Origin of the sequence: Aeromonas sp. Prich7-2 (genome assembly GCF_017939255.1) — a bacterium.
GTDB classification, from domain to species: Bacteria; Pseudomonadota; Gammaproteobacteria; order Enterobacterales; family Aeromonadaceae; genus Aeromonas; species Aeromonas caviae.
In genome coordinates this window covers 1-15,276 of sequence record NZ_JAGKRI010000069.1, presented here as the reverse complement: position 1 = coordinate 15,276, position 15,276 = coordinate 1, and the positions used below count along the sequence as shown (strand labels likewise).

Sequence of the window (15,276 nt, the reverse complement as noted above, 5' to 3'; positions counted from 1 at the left end):
GACTCAAACTTTCCGGGAGGACAGGCGTGAATGAAGTCGAGAGCTTGGTCGATACGCATAAAAAAATCCGAAACCCAACAAGGAGTTTCGGATTCTTACACAGCCTGAGGATCGGTCAATGGATCCTTAACTGATCGGCATTACGGACACTGTCCGGCCTTTTTGCATCTTCTGACTCATGCCCTGGCCACAAACCAGGGATTGAGGATATCAGGCTTGTTGTAGCAAAGCGGCGAACCATCGAGCTGGGTGACGCTGCCCCCCGCCCCTTCCAGTACCGCCTGAGCTGCCCCCGTATCCCACTCGCAGGTCGGAGCGAGCCGCGGGTAAAGCTCGGCCTCCCCCTCGGCAATGATGCAAAACTTGAGAGAGCTGCCCATGGAAACCAGCTCGATCTCGCCCCGCTCCAGTTCGCCAAAACGGGCCAGATACTCGAGGGTTTCCTGCGACAGGTGATTGCGACTGCCCACCACGCGCCACACTTGCCCAGCGTCATGAGGGCGGGTCTGGATGGCCTCGTGCCTGCCATCGGCCACACACCAGGCGCCAATCCCCTTGCCCCCATACCAGAGCTTGTCCAGTACCGGTGCATAGACCAGCCCCCAGCGCGGGGTCCCCTGTTCAATCAGGGCGATATTCACCGTGAACTCGCCGTTGCGGGAGACAAACTCCTTGGTGCCATCCAAAGGATCCACCAGCCAGTAGCGGGACCAGCCGAGTCGCGCAGCCATCACCTCCGGGGAGGACTCTTCCGACAACACCGGGATATCGGGAGTGAGACTCGCCAGCGCCTGAACGATCACCTCGTGGGCCCCCTTGTCCGCCGCCGTCAGCGGGCTCTCGTCCTGCTTGTACTCCACCGCAAAGGGCTGTCTATAGATGGACATGATGGCCTCACCGGCGGCGCGGGCGATGGGCTCCAGTTCGGAAATGGCGGGTAGATACATGGAAAAGAGTTCTCGCTCAAAGGGTTGGTCAGTGTAACCGAGTGAGTATCTTCGGCTTATAGCCGTTTGCACTGACTTATACAGTGTCAAAACTGACAGACAAAAAGTGGCGCAACACAGCTAATGATAAATGTGGCACTAACGCCACATAAGGACATGACGATATGAACAAGAAAACCCTGATCGCCGCACTGCTGCTGGGCTGCCTCCCCCTGTTGAGCCAACCTCTGCTGGCCGCCGACAAGGCGGCGACCAAGCCTGTGGCCACCACCCAAGTCAAGGAGAGCGGCAAGATCAATCTCAATACCGCCAGTGCCGGCGAGCTCACCGCCCTGAAGGGCATTGGCGAGAAGAAGGCACAGGCCATCATCGACCACAGAGAGAAGCAGGGCAAGTTCACCTCCGTCGATCAACTGGCGGACGTCAGTGGCATCGGATCGGCCACGCTGGAAGCAAACCGGGACATGATTATCGTCAAGTAACCGGTTTGAATCCCTATCATCCCGAGGGCAGCCTGTGGCTGCCCTATTTTTCTTCGGGTATCATGAGCCCACTTTGTATCTTCGGACTCACTCCATGAAAAAGACACCGCTCGTTGTTCGCAAGGCCGTTCTCCCCGTTGCCGGCCTGGGTACCCGCATGCTGCCCGCCACCAAGGCCATCCCCAAGGAGATGCTGCCCGTGGTCGACAAGCCGCTGATCCAGTATGTGGTGCGCGAAGCCATCGCCGCCGGCATCAAGGAGATCATCCTGGTGACCCATTCAAGCAAGAACTCCATCGAGAACCACTTCGACAAGAGCTTCGAGCTGGAGGCGACCCTGGAGAAGCGGGTCAAGCGCCAACTGCTGGAAGAGGTTCAGCACATCTGTCCCAAAGACGTGACTATCATGCACGTGCGTCAAGGGGAAGCAAAAGGCCTGGGCCATGCAGTACTGTGTGCCCGCCCCCTCATCGGGGATCAACCCTTCGCCGTGCTGCTGCCGGATGTGCTCATCGACGAGGTGGCCAGCGATCTGAAGCAGGACAACCTGGCGGAGATGGTGCATCTGTTCGCAGAGGAGCAGATCAGCCAGATCATGGTGGAAGCCGTCCCCGAGAGCGAAGTGGACAAATACGGCATCGCCGACATCAAGGGGGAGGCCCTGAGCGAAGGCATGTCCCTGCCGATGCAGGCCATCGTCGAGAAGCCACCCCGGGATGAAGCCCCGTCCAACCTGGCCGTGGTCGGTCGCTATGTGCTCTCGGCCAATATCTGGCCCTTGCTGGAAAAAACCCCGGCCGGTGCCGGCGACGAGATCCAGCTGACCGATGCCATCGCCATGCTGATGGAAAAGGAGCAGGTCAATGCCTACTTCATGAAGGGACGCAGCCACGATTGCGGCAGCAAGCTCGGTTATATGAAGGCCAATGTGGAATACGCCGTGCGCCATCGGGAACTCAGCAAAGATTTCACCAGCTGGCTGAAACAGTTTGCCAAAGAGCTGTAATCTCTGAATATTTACAAGATAAGCAGTATAAAAAACTGGGCATCATTCGATGCCCTTTTTCATTTTATAAACAAATATTCAACCATTGATAGATAAAATATCGCTAAATCATAATATTGTAATTTAAAGTCGCTTGTTCTATAAGGATTAAGGCTTGTTCCTAGCCCTTGCATAAAATTTCTAAAAAAATATAAGACACAGGTGGAAGTTCCAATGAATAACCCGTCCAAAGGGACCTTTTTAGGTCACCCTAAAGGGCTTTTTTTGCTCTTTAGTACCGAACTGTGGGAGAGATTCTCCTATTACGGCATGCGTGCCGTGCTCGTCCTCTATCTGACCGACCTGACCGCCAACGGTGGCATGGGCTGGACCCAGGCCGACGCCCTCAAGCTGTACGGCATCTATACCGGTCTGGTCTACATCACCCCCATCATCGGCGGCTGGCTCGCTGATACCTTCCTGGGCCAGCGCCGTGCCATCCTGTTCGGTGCCGTGCTGATGGCCGCCGGCCAGTTTACCCTGGCACTGCCTCACGCCATGTTCCCTGACATGGTCAACACCGTCTTCTATGCCGGCCTTGGCTTGCTGATCGTGGGCAACGGCCTGTTCAAACCGAACATCTCCACCATGGTGGGCGACCTGTATAAAGAAGGGGATCACCGTCGTGACGGCGCCTTCACCATCTTCTACATGGGCATCAACCTGGGCTCCCTGCTGGCCGGCGTGATCTGCGGCGCCGCCGCCACCGCCTATGGCTGGCAAGCCGCCTTCGTCAGCGCCGGTATCGGCATGCTGCTCTCCCTGGTCGTGCAGGCCACCATGGCCCAGCGTTTCCTTGGCGACATCGGCCGTGTGCCCGCCGCCCAGCGTGCCGCCCTGCAGCGCTCCAAGGAGCAAAAAGCGCCCCTGACCAAACAGGAAGTGGATCGCATCAAGGTGATCCTGGTACTGGGCCTGTTCACCATCATCTTCTGGGCCGGCTTCGAGCAGGCCGGTGGTCTGATGAACCTGTATGCCCAGGAGTATACCGACCGCATGATCGGCAGCTTCGAAGTGCCGACCGCCTGGTTCCAGTCCCTGAACCCCTTCTTCATCATCACCCTGGCCCCTGTCGTGGCCGCCATCTGGATCAAGCTCGGCAAGAAAGAGCCGAACTCCCCGGTGAAATTCGCCATGGGCCTGCTGTTCCTGGCCGTCGGCTTCCTGTTCATGATCGGTGCCGTGCTGGAGCAAGGTGGTGATCAGGCTGTCAAGACCTCCATGTTCTGGCTGGTCGGTGCCTACCTGTTCCATACCCTGGGCGAGCTCTGCCTCTCTCCCATCGGTCTCTCCATGGTGACCAAGCTGGCTCCGCTGCGCCTGGCCTCCCTGATGATGGGTGCCTGGTTCGGTTTCGTGGCCCTGGCCAACTATGCCGCCGGCTTCATCGGCTCCTTCGTCGGCGAATCCGGCGCCATGGCCATCTTCGGTGGCATCGCACTGGCCGCCGTGATCAGCGCCCTCATCCTGCTGACCATGGCCAACCGCCTGGTCTACTGGATGCACGGTGCCGAAGGCCCGGCCAAAGAGCCCGAAGAACAAGAGCAGAAACTGCAGTCTGCGACCGTTTGACCGGTCAGGACAGCAGAGACCAAACAGGGCGCCCATGGGCGCCCTGTTTGCATGTGTTCACTTCACGGCGTCAGTGGTGACGAACCTGCATCGTCAGGGCGCTGCCGCTGTCACTGCGAAACTGCAGATCAAAGGGCTCGTGCCAGCTTCGCCTGTGCAACGTGTAGCGACTGCTGCGCATCAAGCCGAGCGGCAACCCCCCTGCACGCATCAACCAGTGAGGTGAGGTGAGCCCGGCATTTGCAAAAAGCAGCCCATCCTCCTGATCGAACAGCAGGGCCGCCATGGCAAAGGAGTGACGCAGGCCCGACTCCAGCAGTTGTAGATTGAGGTAATCCAGCAATCGGTGTGGCTGGGTCAACAGCAGGCTCTCTTGTTGCTGGTATTGGCGATAGGGGCCGTTCATCAGGGATCGCACCAAGGCACCACAGAAGGCCGCATCCACACCGAGGATGGGCAATTCCATCACCAGTACCAGCAGCTTGTCGTCCAGTTTGAAGGTATCCGGGATGAAGAGATTGCCCATGCCGGCAAAGGTGACCTGCCAGGGCCCCCACTCCTGCATGCCAGGGGGGGCCAACCAGGCGAGCAGCCGGCTGCTCGCCAGATCGTGGCCACGGAAGAAGTCGATGTGTTCCATCAGCTCCAGTTGCTGGCTCTGATGCCCGAGGTTTGTCAGGCATTGCTCGATGCTGCGGCGGATCTGCTCATAGTCATTCACCGGTTTGATGAAGAAGTCCCTGGCCCCCGCCCGCAGCGCACGCTCGATCGCAGCCATCTGATCCTGACCGGAGATGACGATGACGGGCACCTGTGGATAGCGGGCGGTGAGGCAGGCAATAACCTCATGGCCATCCATGTTCGGCATGTTCAGATCACACAACACCACATCGGGGTGATAGAGCGCTGCGGCAGAGAGCCCCTCAATCCCGTCTTCTGCCTGAAAGACGCAGGCCCCGTCGTGCTCGAGATAAGATACCAGTGAGTGGCGAAAAACCGCTTCGTCTTCTACCACCAAGATCCGTAGTCCGGCTTTTGACATCTTGACAAAGCTCTTATTAGTCAAATGGTTATTTGAGCATTAAGACTAGATCATGGGCGCTGGATACCGCCACACAATATTGTCGAGCAGCGAGCCGGGCTGGCCTTGGTATCTGCCAAGCGTTTGAAATGGTCCGACTATTTTGCTTGCACCCTTGCGCAGAGATGATCAGCAACCGTCGCCCGGCAGCCGTTCTCTCGCAGGTCGGCACCATGAATTGTATGAGGCACCGCCATGAGGGATAATGCCCTCCACTCCAGATCGTGAAGCAGACCATGACGCCAGCCGAATACAGCGCCCTCGCCCATCCCAGACTCTCCCATCCGGCCCGCAGCCTCTATACCCTGCAACTGCGCCGCTTGGTGCTGGAAAATCGGCTGGCCCGACTCAACTATCCCGAGCTTGGCCGGGCACTGGCTGTCGTCGATCCGGGCAATCCCGGTGGTTTCAGCTATCAGGTCAACGCTCGCCAGCTGACCGAGCTGCTCGACGAGCTGATGGAGGCCGAACTGCTTCAGGTCGAGGCCCAGGCTGACAGTGAGCACTACCACCAGTGCCCTTTCCAGTTGCCGTTGCTGAGCCAGCGGGTGCGCAGCCCCCTGCCGGCACGCCCGTTCCAGATGCACCTGCAGTGGCGTCCGGACGAAGAACTGCCTGCTCTCGCACGCCTGTGCGGGGTGATCGATGCCAGCTACAGCGAAGAGGATCTCGGGGAGTTCATCGCCTACTGGCTCGGCCGCCCCGAGGTGTTCGACTCCCAGCACCAGTGGATGTTGAAATTTATTCGGGCCATCAAGAGTCGGCGCTACGCCCGCCGCCCGGCAACCGTGGTCACCGGGTACCAGCAGGTCGCGCAAGCCCCGGTAGAGGCTGGCCCGAGCCGCCGGGCGCAAGAGATGATCGATGAGGCCAAACGGCTGGCACAAGCTCAGGAGCCGGAGAATGATTGATACCAGGCGGCCACGAAGTGCACTATTGACCCCCTGCCCATCCAGCCACAGCCCTAGCAGAAGGAGAATTCCATGACAGATCCGCACGACCCGATGCGCCAGGCACTGGAAGAGATCGAGGCCAAACGCCAGAAAATCGCCAAGGCGAGACAGGAGCAACGGGCTCATGATCCCGAGCTCAAGCGTCACGTCAGCAGCCTGCAGCAACGTATTCTCCGACTGCGGGCCGCAACCGGCGGCAGCCAGTACGACTACGAGACCCTGCGCAAGGAGTACGACGCCAAGGCCAATGCCGAAGTGCGCGAGTTGCAGAAGGCCGCCCGCCAGGAGCGGATCCAGAAGCTGATCGCCCAGGCCGACCTCAATCCGGACTGGATCTTCGACAAGATGGATTCCGGTGACCCGGCCCTGCAATACCCCATCGAGACAGCCCGCTACTTCATCAGCGGTTTCGAGCACTGGGAGAAGAGCGGCGGGGGCTGCATGCTGATCTACGGCGATTACGGCACCGGCAAATCCACCCTGGCGGGTGCCGTGGCCCACGAGTTGATCGCGCGCCACCAGAAGTCGGTGATCTTCCAGCAGTGGGCCTCCATCGTGGACAGGCTCTTTTTCAACGTCATCCAGGATCAGGAGGAGCGCAACCAGTACCGCCGCGCCCTGGAAGAGGTGGACCTGCTGATCATCGACGAGGTGGCGGCCAACCGTGCCAAGATGGCCGAGAGTCAGTCCAGCTTCCTCGGCCACCTGCTGCGCCGTCGTCGCAACCTGTCCAAAAGCGTCATCATCATCACCAACCACAGCCCCCAGAGCCTGCATCAGGCCATCGGTGATTTCAGCTATGAGGCGATCAAGGCGTTCAATCCGGTGGACATCCACCTGAGCGGACCCAGCCGCCGTCCCAGCATCGGCCATTACAACGGTTGATCCCGTCGGGCCGGCGTCCCTGATGTCCGGCCCTTCATATCCCCTGCACCTCACAAATAAAAACCACTCTCATTTACAGAGAGCCATCCAGGCTCTAGGCTTGCTCTTTTGTTCTAGAGGGCCTGTCATGCCAACCACACTCATCTTCGGTGCCAGTCGAGGACTGGGCCGCGCCTTCACCGACCACGCACTGCAACTGGGCCACAGGGTCGTTGCCCTGGTGCGCCATGCCGACATGGCCAGCGAGCTGCATACCCTGGGAGTCGAGGTCGTCATCGGGGATGCCCTGGACCCCCAGGCCGTGGCCCAGGCTTGCCGCTTGGCGGACAGGGATGCCCGGGTAGTCTCCACCCTCGGCGGCTTTCGCCAGAGTGCACCGGTGGATTATCAGGGCAACCGCCATGTGATCGACGAGATGGAGCACGCCGGGCTCAGCCGCCTGCTGCTGGTCACCTCCCTCGGTTGTGGCGACAGCTGGCAATACCTGCCCGAACGGGCTCGCGCCGCCTTCGGACACGAGGTACGCCTCAAGAGCCTGGCGGAAAGCTGGCTGCAGACAAGCACCCTTGAGTGGACCATTTTACGCCCCGCAGGGTTGCAGGATGGGGAGCCCACGGGTCAGGCCATCCTGAGCCAGGGGCAGGAGAGGCATGGCCTGGTCAGGCGCCAGGATGTGGCTATACGGGGTTTGCAACTGCTCACCGACCAGGAGGCGTGCGGCCAGATCTATGCCATCGGCGATTCGGGTCTGAATCAGCCATGATCCCTGTGAATGGCAACACGGTCAGCCCAATGGCTGACCGTGTAGTTGCAAGGGGCCTAGTCGGTGGAAGACGCTGTCGTCCCATCATCCGGCCGCATTGCAGGGCACGGTTGACGCCATCGGAGCAACCAGCACGCCAGAGCGCCATACAGCAGCGCCAGTCCCCACAACTGCCACCAGTAGCGGGAGACCTGGGCAAAGTCGGCCCCCATCTGATTGAGGCGCAGGAATCCCTCGATGGCCGGCGTGCTCGGTGCCCACTGGGCCAGCCAGTTGAGGGGGGCCGGGATGAGCTCAAGGGGCCAGATAAAACCGGCCAGGAAGACCAGCGGCAAAGAGGAGACAAGCACCACCTGGGTCGGTAGATCACGGCGGGTGAACAGGGCGCCGAGCACGATCCCGAGCCAGGTGGTGGCCAACAGGAACGGCAGGGTAAAGAGCCAGAGTTCGCCGGGTACAGCGGTGCGGGCAATACCGTAGTGATCGAAGCAGAAGCCGAAGAAGTAGGTCACCGGAAGGACGAAAAGAGCCCCCACCACCAGGGTGCGGGCCAGCAACAAGGCCGGCACGGGAGCATGTTGCCAGTAGCCTGACTCGCCACGGCGGCTGCGCTGGTTCTGGGTCGCCCCCAGGATACCGGTCCCCATCAGCAACACCTGATGCAGGATCAGCACGAATACCGCAGGCACCACGTAGTTCACATAGCCCATGGTGGGGTTGAATACCGGCAGCACATTGAGGGCCACCGCGTTCCAGCCCATGGCGGCCTGGGGCAGCGCCTCACCCTGGCTCAACAGCCTGGCCACCTTCACCTGGGCGGCAAGCGTGCCCCCCACCTGGGCCAGCCCTTCGGCAATGGTGCCATAGACCAGGAAGTAGGAGGCATCCCCGGCATAACCCAGGGTCACGCTCCTGCCCAGCATCAGATCCCGATAGAAGTGGCGGGGAATGTGCAAGATGCCGCTCGCCTTGCCGGTCAGCATCATCTGGCGGGCCTCGTCGAGCGAACCGGCACGGGCCACCAGTTTCACCTGCGCCGTGGCATCGGCCATGAACTCCAGCTGGCGGGAGAGCTGGCTGCCATCCTCGTTGACCACCACCACGGGCTCTTCCCTGGGCAATTGGTGCAGGTAGGGCTGGGGGTAGAGGAAGGAGTAGAAGAAGACGCCGCCAAACAGGGTCAGCATGATGGCGCGATCCGCCAAGAGGGTGCGCAGCTCAAGGCGCACCAGATCCCAGAATCCCATCATGGCCTGGACTCCTCATGGGGCAGGGCCGCGCCCGACGGCGTCCGGTAACGGTGTACCACCAGCAACAGGGGCAGCAGAAACAGCAGCAGAGCCCCGAGCTGGGGCAGGGCCGCCGTCAACGGTTGACCGTAGTTGGTTTGCCCGATCTGCAGCTCCACATAGTGGGAGATGGGCAGCAGGCTGCGCCAGAACTGGGCCACATCCCCCATGGCGGTGACCGGAAAGGTGACCCCCATGAAGGCAAATCCCGGCGCCGTGTAGGCGCCGGCCAGAGAGAGCGCCCGCGCCGGATCCCGGATGATGGCGTAGAAGAAGGCCCCCATGGTGACGCAAGCGGCCGACGCCAGTCCCAACCCCGCCGTCAGCACCAGCCAACTGCCTTGCATGGGGTACCCAAGCCCCTTGAACAGCAGCAGACTCCACGCCAGACCCCACCCCCAGCCGATGAGCACATGGGGCAGCAGGGTACGCCAGAGGCCGAACCAGACCCCTCTGGTGGTCCAGTCCAACCCGAGGCGATCGGTGCGGGCCAGGGCGTTCAGGCCATAGAGCACCACCAGGATCTGCCACACCGCAGGCAGCAGGGCGCTCAGCAGAAACTGGGCGTAGCTGGAATTGATGTTGTAGAGCGCGGTAACCTGGCTCGCAATGGGTACGGATTGTCCCAGGGCACCGGGCAGCGTCTTGCCGTCGGCCATGGCCTCCAACACCCCTACCTGGCCATTGAGAGTTCCCACCACCTGGGCCAGTGCGGAGTTGACCAGCTTGGCAATCAGGATGAACTGGCCATTGTTGAACACGGTCACCCTGGGTTGCGTCCCCTCGCGGGCATCCCGCTCCAGGTGATGGGGGATCACCACCAGGGCATAGATGTCTCCCCCACGCAGTGCCCTGGCCCCCTCGTCGATGGCGTCAAACTGCTGCGCTATCTTGAGCCCGGCGGAGCCATCGAGAGAGAACGCCAGTTGTCGGGAGAGGGTGCTGCGATCCAGATCCACCAGACCGACCTTGAGATCCTGCGCCAGGCCGGCTGAAAAGATCCAGCACAGGATCCCTATCAGCAGCAAGGGGACCCAGCTCGCCAGCGCCCGGCCGAACGGGTCCTGCCAGAGCAACCGCCATTCGCGTCCCATCAGAGCTCGACCAGCACGCTCATGCCGACCCGCAGCCCGTCAACCGGCTGCAAGGGGCGCGCTTCCACCTGGAAGCTTTTCATGTCGAACCCCTGGCGGGTGTCGGTGGCACGCCAGGTGGCGAAATCCCCCATCACGGCCACATGGGTCACCTTGAAGCGCACCAGCTGATCCCCCAGGCCGGGAATACGGGCATCAAACTCGGTACCGACCGGGAACCTTGGCAAGAGGTCCTCACGGACATGGAACTGGGCCCAGGCATCCTTCATGTCGAGCAAGGTCACCACGGGGAAGCCCTGGGGAGCCAGCTCGCCGCTACGCAACAGCACCTGGGCAACTTCCCCCTCATGTGGGCTGGCGATGCGGGTATCGGCCAGATAGGCTTCCACTTCCGCCACTCCGCCAGCCGCCATCTTGGCCTGCTCGCGGGCCGCTATCTTGGTCTCTTCCCGCGCCCCTTCCAGCGCCATCTGGTATTGCTGCCAGGCCATGCCCTCGCTGTACTTCGCCGCCTGCCAGGCCGTCCAGGCCTCGTCACGCTTTTGCAGCGACATCACGCCATCCCGATGCAGGCTGGCAATGCGCTCGTAGGTTTTGCCATGAAGCAGGGCAGCCGCCTTGGCCTGTTGCCACTGATCCTTGGCGGCCGCGATCTGCTGCACTCGCGCCCCCTTCTCGGCCTCTTCGGCCATGGCACCCGCCGCGGCCTGCCCGGCCTTGGCCTGACTCAGCTTGGCCTCGATCTCCGGGCTCGCCAGAGTGAACGCCAGTTGGCCCCTGGCCAGTTGATCCCCCTTCTTCACCAGCACCTCGTCGATGCGGCCCGCCACCTTGGAAGAAACCGAATATTGCTGCGCCTCTATCTGCCCCTGCAGACGCACCGGCTCCGGCTGATAGGCCAGCCAGAAGCGCCAGCCAAGCCAGAGCACAAGCAATACCAGCGCCAGTGGCAGCAGCCAGGGCTTGCCCTGGCTCATCTTCTTCTTGATGGGGGGATGACTCATGAATTCACCTCGGCAAACGGGCGACCCTTGACGGTCGAAACGGACATGAATAACGGAGTGGAAGAGCGCGCGATCATGAGTTCACCTCGATCGCCTGGCCATGCTGATACTGGTTGAAACTGTTCATCTGACCGGAGAGTGCCAACAGGCGGGCCAGAGAGATCACGTATTGATAGGCGGCGGCGGCGCGCTGGGTCTTGACCCCGGCAAGCTGGGTCTGGGCATCGACCACATCAAGGGAAGTGGAGAGCCCCTGACCGAATGCCTTGTCACGCAACCGCACGTTCTCCTCGGCCAGCGCCTGGGTCGAGGAGAGAGAGTGATACTCCTCCAGTCCCTGGGCAGCCTCGCGCCAGGTCTTCTCGACCAGCAGCTCCAGATCCTGGCGGGTCTTGGCTTGCAGCAGGTTGACCTGGAGTTCGGCGCTCTTGGCTGCCTGGACCGTCTCGGAGCGGCCATCACGACTCACCAGCGGCATGCTGACCCCGACACCAACCAGCCAGTCCGGTGTGGTCTTGGAGACGATGGAATCATCTTCATAGAGGTTGTAGTTGCCGAACAGGAAGAGCTCGGGGGTGTACTTGCCCTTCTCCAGCTTGATCATCCCCTGGGCCTGCTCCTTCTTGGCCGTCAACAGCTTGAGACCGGGATGCACCGACAGGGTCTCCTCCACAAAGGGAGACAAGGCTGGCATCCCTTCGTTGATGAAGAGGGCGGTATTGGGCTCAGCCTGCTTGAGCTTGAGCATGTGGCCGAGCGCCAGCTGGGCGATCTCCAGGCTGCGCCTGGCCTTCTGGGTATCGATGCGTGCCCTGTCATAGGCAGACTGGGCCGAGAGGCGCTCCACCTTGGCGATCTGCCCCTGGGCTTCGAGCTTCTTGGCATGATCCAGATGGTGTGCCAGTCCCTGCTCGATCTCCTGCTTGGTCTGCACCACCTGCGCCGCCAGCACCACCCCGAAGTAGGTCTGGGAGAGGCTCTCGAAGGTGGACTGCTGTTTGAGCACCAGCAACTGCTCAGCCTCGCTCACCTGGGCCTGACGAATATCCTGGGCCGCATCGATGCGCCCGCCGGTAAAGAGCGGCCATAACATCTTGACCGAGCTGGTCACCACGTTCTGCTTGGTGAGGGGGGTGACGAAATCGCTCGGGCTGAGGTTGAGTGCCTGCATCACGGGCCCCAGCACCTTGCCAAATTCCGGATGATTGGCGATGGGGTTGAGATCCAGCATGTCCAGCTCCATCGGCTGATCGAGATGGGTATAGCTGGCCCCCACATCCACCTTGGGCAGGTACATGGCCTTGGCCGCCTCCCGCAGTTGCTGGGCCCTCTCCACCCCGGCCTGCTCTGCCGCCAAGCCGTCATCCTGCTGGATGACCCGGCTCCAGGCCTCGGTAAAGCTGACCGTCTGCGCCTGGGCCGACCCCAGCACGACACCCAGCAGGCATGGGCAGAGCGATTTGATGAACTTTGCCGTCATACATCCCCGATCCGTTTGTAATGAAATTGTGTAGAGTCTTTGCTCAATTCAGGCCCGCTATCATAGCCTAAACCGGCTTGAGAGGGAGACTCACAAATCACCATCCCCCTCACTCGCGCCCTCCTGACCATGGTCACAGACAATATGTCCGATTTTCAAGCACTCCTGAATTTGCAAGCCTTGGCGCGACGTTTTTTTCAGAAAAAAATGGCTGACGCTCAAATACTAACCTTTTCTCCTGACTAAAAAATGCGTAATATACGCCGCCCTAAGCCGATGGTAACCGTGGAATGCAGATAGGTCCCCACACGCTTGAAACTCCCCTGATCGTGGCCCCCATGGCCGGTGTAACAGACCGACCATTTCGTGAACTTTGTTTACGTTTGGGAGCCGGTATGGCCGTTTCCGAGATGCTGCTGGCCAACCCGGATGTCTGGGATACCCAGAAAACCCGGATGAGAATGGATCACTCTGCTGAAGGCGGCTTGCGATCGGTCCAGATTGCCGGTGCCGACCCCGAGATGATGGCGTTTGCTGCCCGCTACAACGTGGAGCAGGGCGCTCAGATCGTCGACATCAACATGGGATGTCCGGCAAAAAAAGTGAATAAGAAGCTGGCAGGTTCCGCCCTGCTGCGTCAGCCAGACCTGGTCAGATCCATCTGCCGGGCCGTGGTGGATGCGGTGGAAGTACCTGTCACCTTGAAGATCCGCACAGGATGGGATCCGGATAACCGCAATGGCGAGGAGATCGCCCGAATCGCCGAAGATTGCGGTATCGCGGCCCTTGCCGTGCATGGTCGTACCCGTGCCTGCCTCTACAAGGGCGAAGCGGAGTACGACACTATCAGGGCGATTAAGCAGGCCGTATCGATTCCTGTTGTCGCCAATGGCGACATCGATAGCCCGGAGAAAGCCCGGTATGTCCTCGACTATACCGGTGTCGACGCCGTGATGATCGGCCGTGCTGCGCAAGGACGACCCTGGATTTTCCGGGAAATCCGCCATTTTCTTGAAACGGGCACCAAGCTGCCGCCTCCCGACAGGGAAGAGGTTCGCACCCTGATGAACGAGCATGTCACCAATCTGCACCAGTTTTACGGTGCCTATCTGGGAGCGCGCATTGCCCGTAAACACGTGGGCTGGTATCTGGATGAAGAAGAGGCGGGCCGAGAATTCCGTAAGCACTTCAATGCCCTGGATTGTGCAGACGCACAACTCGAGGCACTCGAAGCGTATTTCGATGGATTAGGTTAACGCATAACTAAAGAGCCGACCGAATATGTTCGAACAAACCCTGACTTCTGATGCATTGGTAACAACTACTCACAATCACGCTGCCGAGCCGACCCAACGCCCCCTGCGTGACTCTGTGCAACAGGCCCTGCGTAACTACCTGGCCCAGTTGAACGGTCAGGAAGTGATTGATCTGTACGATATGGTTCTCTCCGAAGTCGAAGCTCCCATGCTGGACGTGATCATGCAGTACACCCGTGGCAACCAGACTCGCGCCGCCGTGATGATGGGCATCAACCGCGGCACCCTGCGCAAGAAACTCAAGCGTTACGGCATGAACTGATCCCGGTCATTCTGCTGCAGTGCAGACGAAGGCGTATCCCAGCGATGGGATACGCCTTTTTCTATGCCCGGTGTTTACCTGCTCACTCCACCGCCAGCTTGATACCGAGCCCCACGAACAGCCCCCCCATCACGCGATTCAGCCAGGTGGCCACCCGGGCGGGCAGTCGCACCTTGCGGCTTGCAAACGCGGTGGAAAACGCCAGCAGATGGCACCAGATCATGCCGTTGAGATTGAAGATGCAGCCCAGCACGATGAATGCCATCGCCTTTTGCGGTGAAGCGGGATCGATGAACTGGGGCACAAAAGCGAGAAAGAAGAGCGCCACCTTGGGATTGAGGACATTGGTGAGCAACCCCTGCCGAAAGATGCGCCCATAAGAGAGCGCAGGCAGCGCCACAGCCCCATCCACAGACGTTGAAGTGCCACTCCTCTGCCAGAGCATGGACACGCCGAGATAGACCAGATAGAGCGCCCCCATCAGCTTGATGACGGCAAACAGCTCGGCAGAGGCACTCAACAGGGCAGACAGTCCCAGCGCCGCCGCCAACACATGCACCATGGTACCTGTCCCGATACCCAATGCCGCCATGGACCCTGCACGCCATCCCTGGGAGCCGCTGCGCAGCATGATGAGCAGGGAGTCAGGCCCAGGCATCATGTTCAACAGCAGGCCAGAAACGATAAACAACGCCAGATCGTGGATCCCCAACATAGACAGCTCCTTGTACATGAAAGAAACAGTCTATGGATCCTGAGGTACTTGTCACTCCCGTTTCCAGCAATAGTGATTATCAAGGAAGGGAATAGCGTTTGAGCCGGAGATACTTGACGCTCAACCTGGTGAGAAAGAGAGATTGAGCCGTTTGAAAGACAGTGATACTGGCTGAATAACAATGTTTATCGATGTAATAGACTGGGTTTTGCGCATTAACCAGACTTATTATCTAAAAAATAAATTTCAGGCAATAAAAAACCCCGCTCGAGTGAGCGGGGTTTCTTGTATTGGGTGCCTGGCAGTGTCCTACTCTCGCATGGCGAATGCCACACTACCATCGGCGCTACAGCGTTTCACTTCTGAGTTCGGCATGGGGTCAGGTGGT

16 protein-coding genes are annotated in these 15,276 nt (G+C 60.2%); 9 read left to right on the top strand and 7 right to left on the bottom strand.

Annotated elements, in window-relative coordinates:
* Nucleotides 1–176: 176 nt before the first annotated feature.
* Complete coding sequence (gene cysQ / locus J9892_RS13310) at nt 177–947, bottom strand: 3'(2'),5'-bisphosphate nucleotidase CysQ (RefSeq protein ID WP_201957237.1); 771 nt, start codon at nt 945–947, stop codon at nt 177–179.
* Between the two features lie 164 nt (nt 948–1,111).
* Between cysQ and J9892_RS13305 the strand changes: the two genes are divergently transcribed.
* The 3 genes from J9892_RS13305 to J9892_RS13295 all read left to right on the top strand — a co-directional run bounded on the left by J9892_RS13305 (nt 1,112) and on the right by J9892_RS13295 (nt 4,046).
* Nucleotides 1,112–1,429 carry a ComEA family DNA-binding protein gene (locus J9892_RS13305; protein WP_039041323.1) on the top strand — a complete coding sequence of 106 codons (318 nt, stop codon included), beginning with the start codon at nt 1,112–1,114 and terminating at the stop codon, nt 1,427–1,429.
* Between the two features lie 94 nt (nt 1,430–1,523).
* Complete coding sequence (gene galU / locus J9892_RS13300) at nt 1,524–2,435, top strand: UTP--glucose-1-phosphate uridylyltransferase GalU (RefSeq protein ID WP_103243668.1); 912 nt, start codon at nt 1,524–1,526, stop codon at nt 2,433–2,435.
* Nucleotides 2,436–2,648: 213 nt separating this feature from the next.
* Nucleotides 2,649–4,046 (top strand): peptide MFS transporter, encoded by a 1,398-nt coding sequence (locus J9892_RS13295; protein ID WP_041212400.1) that lies wholly within the window; start codon nt 2,649–2,651, stop codon nt 4,044–4,046.
* 70 nt (nt 4,047–4,116) lie between these two features.
* On the opposite strand, the gene J9892_RS13290 is transcribed toward J9892_RS13295, so the two are convergent.
* Entirely contained in the window at nt 4,117–5,088 is a 972-nt protein-coding gene (locus J9892_RS13290; protein WP_029314797.1) for a response regulator, read from the bottom strand.
* Between the two features lie 275 nt (nt 5,089–5,363).
* On the opposite strand from J9892_RS13290, the gene J9892_RS13285 reads away from it, so the two are divergent.
* The 3 genes from J9892_RS13285 to J9892_RS13275 all read left to right on the top strand — a co-directional run bounded on the left by J9892_RS13285 (nt 5,364) and on the right by J9892_RS13275 (nt 7,728).
* A complete protein-coding gene (locus J9892_RS13285) occupies nt 5,364–6,038 on the top strand; it encodes a DnaT-like ssDNA-binding domain-containing protein (protein WP_161470299.1) in 675 nt (224 codons plus the stop codon).
* Nucleotides 6,039–6,110: 72 nt separating this feature from the next.
* The gene (locus J9892_RS13280; protein WP_010675546.1) at nt 6,111–6,965 is read left to right on the top strand and encodes a DnaA/Hda family protein; all 855 of its coding nucleotides are present in this window, start codon (nt 6,111–6,113) and stop codon (nt 6,963–6,965) included.
* A gap of 127 nt (nt 6,966–7,092) precedes the next feature.
* Nucleotides 7,093–7,728 carry an SDR family oxidoreductase gene (locus tag J9892_RS13275; protein ID WP_111897035.1) on the top strand — a complete coding sequence of 212 codons (636 nt, stop codon included), beginning with the start codon at nt 7,093–7,095 and terminating at the stop codon, nt 7,726–7,728.
* A gap of 56 nt (nt 7,729–7,784) precedes the next feature.
* Here J9892_RS13275 and J9892_RS13270 read toward each other — a convergent pair whose 3' ends face one another.
* The 4 genes from J9892_RS13270 to J9892_RS13255 all read right to left on the bottom strand — a co-directional run bounded on the left by J9892_RS13270 (nt 7,785) and on the right by J9892_RS13255 (nt 12,595).
* Entirely contained in the window at nt 7,785–8,978 is a 1,194-nt protein-coding gene (locus J9892_RS13270; protein ID WP_210538464.1) for an ABC transporter permease, read from the bottom strand.
* On the bottom strand, nt 8,975–10,111 hold the full coding sequence (locus J9892_RS13265; RefSeq protein WP_210538463.1) for an ABC transporter permease: 1,137 nt from the start codon (nt 10,109–10,111) through the stop codon (nt 8,975–8,977). Before J9892_RS13265 ends, J9892_RS13270 begins: the two co-directional genes overlap by 4 nt.
* Nucleotides 10,111–11,115 carry a biotin/lipoyl-binding protein gene (locus J9892_RS13260; RefSeq protein WP_080767988.1) on the bottom strand — a complete coding sequence of 335 codons (1,005 nt, stop codon included), beginning with the start codon at nt 11,113–11,115 and terminating at the stop codon, nt 10,111–10,113. The genes J9892_RS13265 and J9892_RS13260 overlap by 1 nt, the downstream gene beginning before the upstream one ends.
* Nucleotides 11,116–11,188: 73 nt before the next feature.
* Complete coding sequence (locus tag J9892_RS13255) at nt 11,189–12,595, bottom strand: TolC family protein (RefSeq protein ID WP_210538462.1); 1,407 nt, start codon at nt 12,593–12,595, stop codon at nt 11,189–11,191.
* 290 nt (nt 12,596–12,885) lie between these two features.
* Between J9892_RS13255 and dusB the strand changes: the two genes are divergently transcribed.
* Together dusB and fis are read left to right on the top strand one after the other, a co-directional pair.
* Nucleotides 12,886–13,851: a tRNA dihydrouridine synthase DusB gene (gene dusB, locus J9892_RS13250; protein ID WP_010675552.1), complete on the top strand. Its 966-nt coding sequence runs from the start codon at nt 12,886–12,888 to the stop codon at nt 13,849–13,851.
* A 25-nt stretch (nt 13,852–13,876) separates the two neighbouring features.
* Entirely contained in the window at nt 13,877–14,173 is a 297-nt protein-coding gene (gene fis / locus J9892_RS13245) for a DNA-binding transcriptional regulator Fis (protein ID WP_005309538.1), read from the top strand.
* A gap of 82 nt (nt 14,174–14,255) precedes the next feature.
* Here the strand turns inward: fis and J9892_RS13240 are convergent, their stop codons facing one another.
* A complete protein-coding gene (locus J9892_RS13240; protein WP_134997709.1) occupies nt 14,256–14,888 on the bottom strand; it encodes a LysE family translocator in 633 nt (210 codons plus the stop codon).
* Between the two features lie 181 nt (nt 14,889–15,069).
* Between J9892_RS13240 and J9892_RS13235 the strand changes: the two genes are divergently transcribed.
* The coding region (locus tag J9892_RS13235; RefSeq protein ID WP_210538461.1) for a hypothetical protein at nt 15,070–15,276 on the top strand (207 nt) is incomplete at its 3' end.